Annotated in this window: 6 protein-coding genes; all 6 read right to left on the bottom strand. The window is 64.1% G+C overall.

Annotated features, from left to right (window positions below; translation table 11 throughout):
* Nucleotides 1-860, bottom strand: an 860-nt coding sequence (gene icmH / locus EN914_RS21035; RefSeq protein WP_164778828.1) for a type IVB secretion system protein IcmH/DotU, incomplete at its 3' end; no start/stop codon positions are given.
* Between the two features lie 4 nt (nucleotides 861-864).
* On the bottom strand, nucleotides 865-2,199 hold the full coding sequence (tssK, locus tag EN914_RS21040) for a type VI secretion system baseplate subunit TssK (RefSeq protein WP_013525301.1): 1,335 nt from the start codon (nucleotides 2,197-2,199) through the stop codon (nucleotides 865-867).
* A gap of 40 nt (nucleotides 2,200-2,239) precedes the next feature.
* A complete protein-coding gene (tssJ, locus tag EN914_RS21045; RefSeq protein WP_024504481.1) occupies nucleotides 2,240-2,692 on the bottom strand; it encodes a type VI secretion system lipoprotein TssJ in 453 nt (150 codons plus the stop codon).
* Between the two features lie 3 nt (nucleotides 2,693-2,695).
* Complete coding sequence (gene tagH / locus EN914_RS21050) at nucleotides 2,696-4,168, bottom strand: type VI secretion system-associated FHA domain protein TagH (protein ID WP_024504480.1); 1,473 nt, start codon at nucleotides 4,166-4,168, stop codon at nucleotides 2,696-2,698.
* Nucleotides 4,165-5,232 (bottom strand): type VI secretion system baseplate subunit TssG, encoded by a 1,068-nt coding sequence (gene tssG / locus EN914_RS21055; RefSeq protein ID WP_024504479.1) that lies wholly within the window; start codon nucleotides 5,230-5,232, stop codon nucleotides 4,165-4,167. The genes tagH and tssG overlap by 4 nt, the downstream gene beginning before the upstream one ends.
* The coding region (locus EN914_RS21060) for a type VI secretion system baseplate subunit TssF (RefSeq protein WP_206527219.1) at nucleotides 5,196-5,951 on the bottom strand (756 nt) is incomplete at its 5' end. The genes tssG and EN914_RS21060, both read right to left, overlap by 37 nt.

A 5,951-nucleotide genomic window follows, 5' to 3' on the forward strand; every position in this document is an offset into this window, starting at 1 on the left:
TTCTCCGGCGGCGGGGCATCGACTTTGGGCGACGTGCGGGTGATGTCGCCGCGCGCGGGCGGCGGCAGCGCGCGAACAAGTGCGGAGAGCTCGACCGCCTGGCTGCTCAGTGCCATCGAGAGCCCGACATGGATTGTCATGGCTGCAACCGCCGCACCGAGCGCCATGACCCAGATCGGAACGATGAAGCGCTGCGGCTCGTCAGATGCGATCACGCCTTTCCAGTTTGGCGACAGTGGCGCGCCTTCGGCGTCGGCATCGCGTAGGAAGCGTGCCGCCGCCACGCGAACGGCATTGAGCGAGCGGTCGCCGGATCGGGCCGACACACGATATTTGCCACGAAAGCCAAGCGCCATGCATTGATACTGCAGTTCCAGCAATTCGCGATCACGGTTGGGATGGCGCTCGAGTTCGTCGAGACGGGTGAAGAACTGCGTGCCGGCATCGACATCGCCGCGCAGCATGACCACAAGCGGCTGCCGCGGCCAGGCGCTGGCACCGCCCCATGGCGTGTTCAGGGCCAGATCGTCGAGCAACGCCGCCACCACCCAGGCCGCCTGGTCGGCGCGCTCCATTGAGGATCCGACCGACATAGCCGTGTCGCGTGCCCGGACCAGTTCTTCGAGCAATCGGGTACGCAATGTTTCCGGATTGTCCGGCGGCAGCGCACTTTCAAGCTCGGGACCGAATTCGAGCAAGGGCGCAAATGCGTTGACGAGTGCGTTCGGATGGGTGCGGGAGCGCTTTACCGACGCGCTCGGCAAAGGTGGCGCCATCGGCCGCGGCATCGGCGCGCCGGTCAATCGAATGCGGGTGCGTTCGCGATCCTCCGACAGTCCGAACGGATCATCGCGGCTCATGATCTCACCTGTTCACCGAATAGCAGTCCACCTGCGGCTCGCTTGGCAACACGCCCGAAACGCCGATGACGAAGCCGGGAGCGTCGAGCAGCGACGCCCAGTGCTCACTTTTCTGGTCCAGTTCCAGACATAACCGATCGCCATCGTAAGGAATCTCGCGCGGCTGGGAATGAAGCGGTTTCAGCGGAATGCCGGGCAAGCGCGATTTCCACAGGCCCTCGAACTGGTCGGCCGAGCCGACGGTTGCCTGATTGACGAATATCTTGCGCAGCGCGTCTTCCGACAACTCCGAACCGACCCGGATGACGATCCGGCTGGCCACCAGCAGCTTCGGATTGTCGATACGGATCTTCCAGACATTGGTCGAATGCCGCATGACAGGCAGCGCACGCGATTTCGGCTCGATGTAACGCAGGCTGAGGATGAGCGAGCGCAGCGCATCCGCCAGCGCCGAATAGGCGGGGCCAGGCGCCATGTGATCGTAGGCGGGCAACTCGCCCAGCCGCCGCGCGCTCGATCCGTAGGTCGCCATCGAACCGGCGAGACCGGCAAGTTCCAGGTAAAGCTCGGCTGGATGGAACACATCCTGAGCCAGCATGTGGGCCAGCCGCGGACGTGCCGCATTGGCGAGATTGAGCATCAGCAAATCTTCGACGCTGCGCCCAGGTCCGCCCATGACCATCTTGCCATGCGCCTCGGCGATCTGGTCGAGGCCGGTGACAACTTCCAGCAGCAATTGCCGGTACCAGGCCACGGCGCCCGTAACCAAGGTCGGTGGCAGGAAGGTCTCGTCCAGGGAGACGCCGCCATCGGCTCGAATCCCCTTGAGGTCGGCTATCGGCAAGGCCGTGTAGCCACCGACCGACTTGCCGGGTGCGAGCAGCAGCGCCTGCGGCCGGGCAATTTCGATTTCTTCAGGGTCTGAACCGCCCTGGACGGCGTCACGCACCGAAACGATCCGCCCATGATATCGCGCACCCGAGGCGGCAGCGTGTGCCGGATCGAAGCCGACACCGCCCGGAGGCTCCAGCGGCAAGGCGATCAGCACCGGTCCGGCGCCCGTGTCAGGGGTGACCGGCAGCGGTCGCGGCGCATCCATCATGTCCGGGATGGAAAAAGGTGTCCCATCCGGAAAGATGCCCCGCGCGGACAGGATCGAGATCTGGCCGGCTTCCAGCAACGCCTGGTCCAGTGTCAGCTGTTGGAAACCGAACGTATGCAATTGCCCGGCCTGCAACGCGCCGCGCACCGTCGCCTCGAAAAAGCGATCCTGCTGCTGGAAATGCTGGGTCCGCAGGAAAAGCCCTTCGGACCATAGCACCCTGTTTGCATTGCTCATGCCGCTACTCTCTGCATCGAGCTCCCCTTGCCCTTTGCCGCTAGGCGGAAATGCCGCCGCTGCCAAGCGTGACGTTGATCGTGAATTTCGATCCCGACGACACCGACTTAGTTGTCCGCCAGTTCCGGCCGCCGGGCTCGCGGATCAGAGCAACAAAGCCCAGCGCCGTCGCGTCCGGCTCGACCGTGATGGTTTTGGATGCGGATTTTCCCGGCCCGACGGAAATCTGGTCGGATCCGATGAGATCGCCCGCCAGCGCCGTGCCGGCATCCCCCTGCAGCGCGAAATAGTCGGCGGAATTGAATTTGCCGGTGCTTTTCAGCCGCATCACCAGGATCGTTACCGGCCGGTCGCCGCCGCCTGGTCCCGGGTTCATGCCAGCACCGCCGTTTACGTTGACGGTGATCACCGATGGTTTCGGCGGACCACTCTGGCAAGCCGCAAGCAACCCTGTCGCGCCCAAGGCAACAACAAATTCACGTCGATCAATCATCTCTCACTCCTCCTCATATGCATCTCGAAAATCAGCGCCGATTTCGCCAAGGAAGCTCTTTTCAGCACTCTCGGCGATTTCACGATGGCGCTTCTGGTAAAGTTCCCACAGCTTGGCGCCCCGCCCCCCAGAGAGAAGGGTTCCGATCGCGGAATTCGTTTTCAGCTCTTCCTCGATCACTACCGGGTCAAAACGGTCGATCATCCGCCGCATGGCGGTCTGTATGCCTCGCCAGGCGCGTACGTGATGTTGCGCGAGATCGCGCACCGCATCGGTGATTGCCGCTTCACCGCCGAGAAATCCTGGGCTGCGCTCAGCGATAAGCGTTATGATGGCGTCGTCGACGGTCGGCAGGAACTTGAGCGGATTGACTTCGGAGGCCCCGACCATGGTCTGCGCGACGCGCGCGTTTCCCTTTTCCTCGGCCCGCTTGCGCAGAAGCTGCATCAGACCTTCCATCATCATCCGGTATTCGCGACCGAACTTCTCCATTTCCGCGATGCTGTCGCGTCCGGGGAAATCGGCTTCCTCGACACCCATGCCATGCAGGAATGCGGCGCGAAGCGCCATCTCCTCCGGCCGCGCCGCACCCAGCGCCGGGGCGGCTTTGGGAGCAGCACCCACACGTGGTGAAGCAGGGGTAGCTGCGGGCTGCACCGGCAAATCCCAGGGATTGGCTGATTGGGATCGCTGGGCGATGCGCTCGCGCTGTTCGATCGAACTGGCGCCGTTCGCCGAACTGAGCGTGGCGGCTGGTCCGAAAGCAAAGTCATCATGGGTTCCGGACGGCTTGTCACGGGCGGCTTGGGCTGCGCGGTCGGGGGACGGTACCGCGTCGAGGCTGAACGGGTCCGCTTGGCTCGCCGCGCCGCCCGGTTCGCGATAAGGGGCGGGATTTTTCGACACCGGCGTCGAAACCGGATCGAGGCTGAACGGGTCATCGAAAGCGGCCGAGTGGCGCTGGTCGGAGTTGGCACGTTCGAATGCACCCGCAACCGGCTGCTCGAAAGGGTTCGGCAGATCGGCCGGACGTGGCCGTCGCGGCTCTTCTTCGACCTTGGCGGAAAAGAAGTCATCGCGACCGATGCTCACCGGGGCCCGGGATGCTGGCGGCGCGCGTTCCGAAACCGGCTGGCTGGCCGCTGGTGCTTGAGTGGCTGGCGTTTGCAGGTCGACATGGACGACGTAGTCGCCCAATCTCAGCCGCATGCCACTTTGAAGGCGCGTCGACTTGCCGGCACCGAGCGGGCTGTCGGAGTCGTTTATGAACAATCCGCTGCTCGACGTGTCGGTGACGAAATATCCATCTCGCCCGCCAGAGATCTTGCAATGTGCCCTTGAAACGAACATGTCGGGATCGTTGATCTGCCAACCCGCGTCCGCGCTGCGGCCGATCACCAGCTCACCCTCGTCAAGCCGGGCCTGCCGCACCGCCTGGGTGCGTGGCCCTTGCTCCAGTGTCAGCAGCAGGCTCATGCCGCGACCCCCGTCATTTCCGGCCGCCATCCGACGATTGTCCGCAGCCGCATGTCGTCAGCATCGCCCCTTTCGATGGGTCGCGCAAGCCAGGCGGTCCGCCCGAGCCGAACCGCTCCGATTTGGGGCGGCGGTACGGCTTCACGCGCAAGCACGATGCGCAGATCGACGTCGAGCGACTCCCCGACCATGTCGCGAACGGCCTGCTTGAACAGCTTGAGCCGCTCGCCGCCAGGCAGGAACGCCTTGAACTCCTCATACCCCAGCGGGCCGACACGCAGTTCGATCCTGCTTTGGCGGCTGAAAACGCGTGGGCCGATCGTCGCGCCCTTGCCGAGCCCTGCAAAGGCCTTTGCAAGACGGGTCTGGAGACCGGTTGGTACTGTTATCCAGGCGGAGATGAACTCCTTGATCTGTACCGGCGCCTTGAACGCTTCCGCCAGGAACAGCGTCAGCCGTTCCGGGCCGTCGACCTGATTGGCCAGCGAAGCCGCCTGGCGAAGCTTCACCGTATCGAGATTGGGGTCCTGCGTGCCGGGAAGTCCGATCCCGGCCATGGCTTCAAGCATGGCGCGAACGCGCCCGCCGACCGCGCGTTCGGCCTGCACGGCCGGGTGCGCATCCGCCCACGCCCGATAGTAGAGGGCGATCATACGGTGCTGCAGAATGTTGACGAAGTCGACGAACGTCGTGTCGCTGGTCAGTTGTGCCTCGGCGCCGGCGAACCAGCGTTGCGAGAGCCGGTCGAGCACCCAGCGCGTCAGATGCAGCGGCATTGGACCCTCGGGTCCCAGCAGACCAAAATTTGCCACCGTGACCCGGGCCGGTGCCGCATCGCGGGCTTCGCGGAACACAACCAGGTCCCGTGCGGAAAAGGCGAGGCGTACATGCTGGCCGAGCCGTGCCGGCTCACGGTCGGGACGGCCGGAATGGCCGAACAGACCGTTCCGTTGTTCGAGGCGGCGCAGCAGTTCGAAAAAGTCGAACGTCTCGGACAGACCTTCGGCCCTGTTCGGGCCGGGCGTGTCTAGATCAGGTAGCGATTGCCGGGCGTCATCGGCCATGGCACATCCTCCTGCTTCTGCAGCAGCCGCGTGCGAGTTCGCACGAAGCCGTTTATCCCGGCGTGACGAGCAAACAACCGCGCCAGCAAGGCCGAAAGCAGCAAGGTACTTTGGCCGGCCAGGACCGATTGATCAACATGCAACGTGACTTCGGTACCGCGTCCAAAGCACATCGGTCCATCGATTTGCAGACGTTCGATGACCGGCTGCGAGTCGATACGCACGATCGAATGCACATTTCGGGCAAGGCTTGGATCGCCGCGATCGGCATAAAGGTCGAGTAGCGCATGCAGGGGATCGATGCCGCGGCCTTCTTTGGCAAGACTGAGAAAGTTGAGCGCGAGCTGCGCCACCAGCCGCCAGGCGAGATCATCGGCCCGCGATTCCCCGTCGGCCCCAGCAGGCAGTGCCGCAGGAATAGCTGGCTGCGGCGCACGCAAGGCGCCAAGAAGCCTCACGGTTTCGACCGGGTCGCCGGCCTCTAACGTCAACGTCGGATTGTCATCGAGGATCGGCAGATCACGATTGGTGCAAAGCGCCATCACGTCGAGCCGCTTCAGCGGCCGGGTCGCCGGCCTTACGAGCGGCCGGGACACGGCCAGGAAAACGTCATCCCCGGTATAGGACGTTCGCGTCAGGCCTTCGCGGCGCTCCTCCTCCATCGCGCGGCGAGGGCGCCTTTCGGTCGAATAGACCCAACCACTACCGCCGTTCTGACC

Origin of the sequence: Mesorhizobium sp. M7A.F.Ca.CA.001.08.2.1 (assembly GCF_003998455.1) — a bacterium.
GTDB lineage: Bacteria > Pseudomonadota > Alphaproteobacteria > Rhizobiales > Rhizobiaceae > Mesorhizobium > Mesorhizobium ciceri.

Bases quoted from the DNA above. Each gene is read 5' to 3' on its own strand.
- tagH (WP_024504480.1), bottom strand. From the start codon at position 4,168: ATGAGCCTGCTGCTGACACTGGAGCAAGGGCCACGCACCCAGGCGGTG.
- tssK (WP_013525301.1), bottom strand. From the start codon at position 2,199: ATGAGCAATGCAAACAGGGTGCTATGGTCCGAAGGGCTTTTCCTGCGG.
- tssJ (WP_024504481.1), bottom strand. From the start codon at position 2,692: ATGATTGATCGACGTGAATTTGTTGTTGCCTTGGGCGCGACAGGGTTG.
- tssG (WP_024504479.1), bottom strand. From the start codon at position 5,232: ATGGCCGATGACGCCCGGCAATCGCTACCTGATCTAGACACGCCCGGC.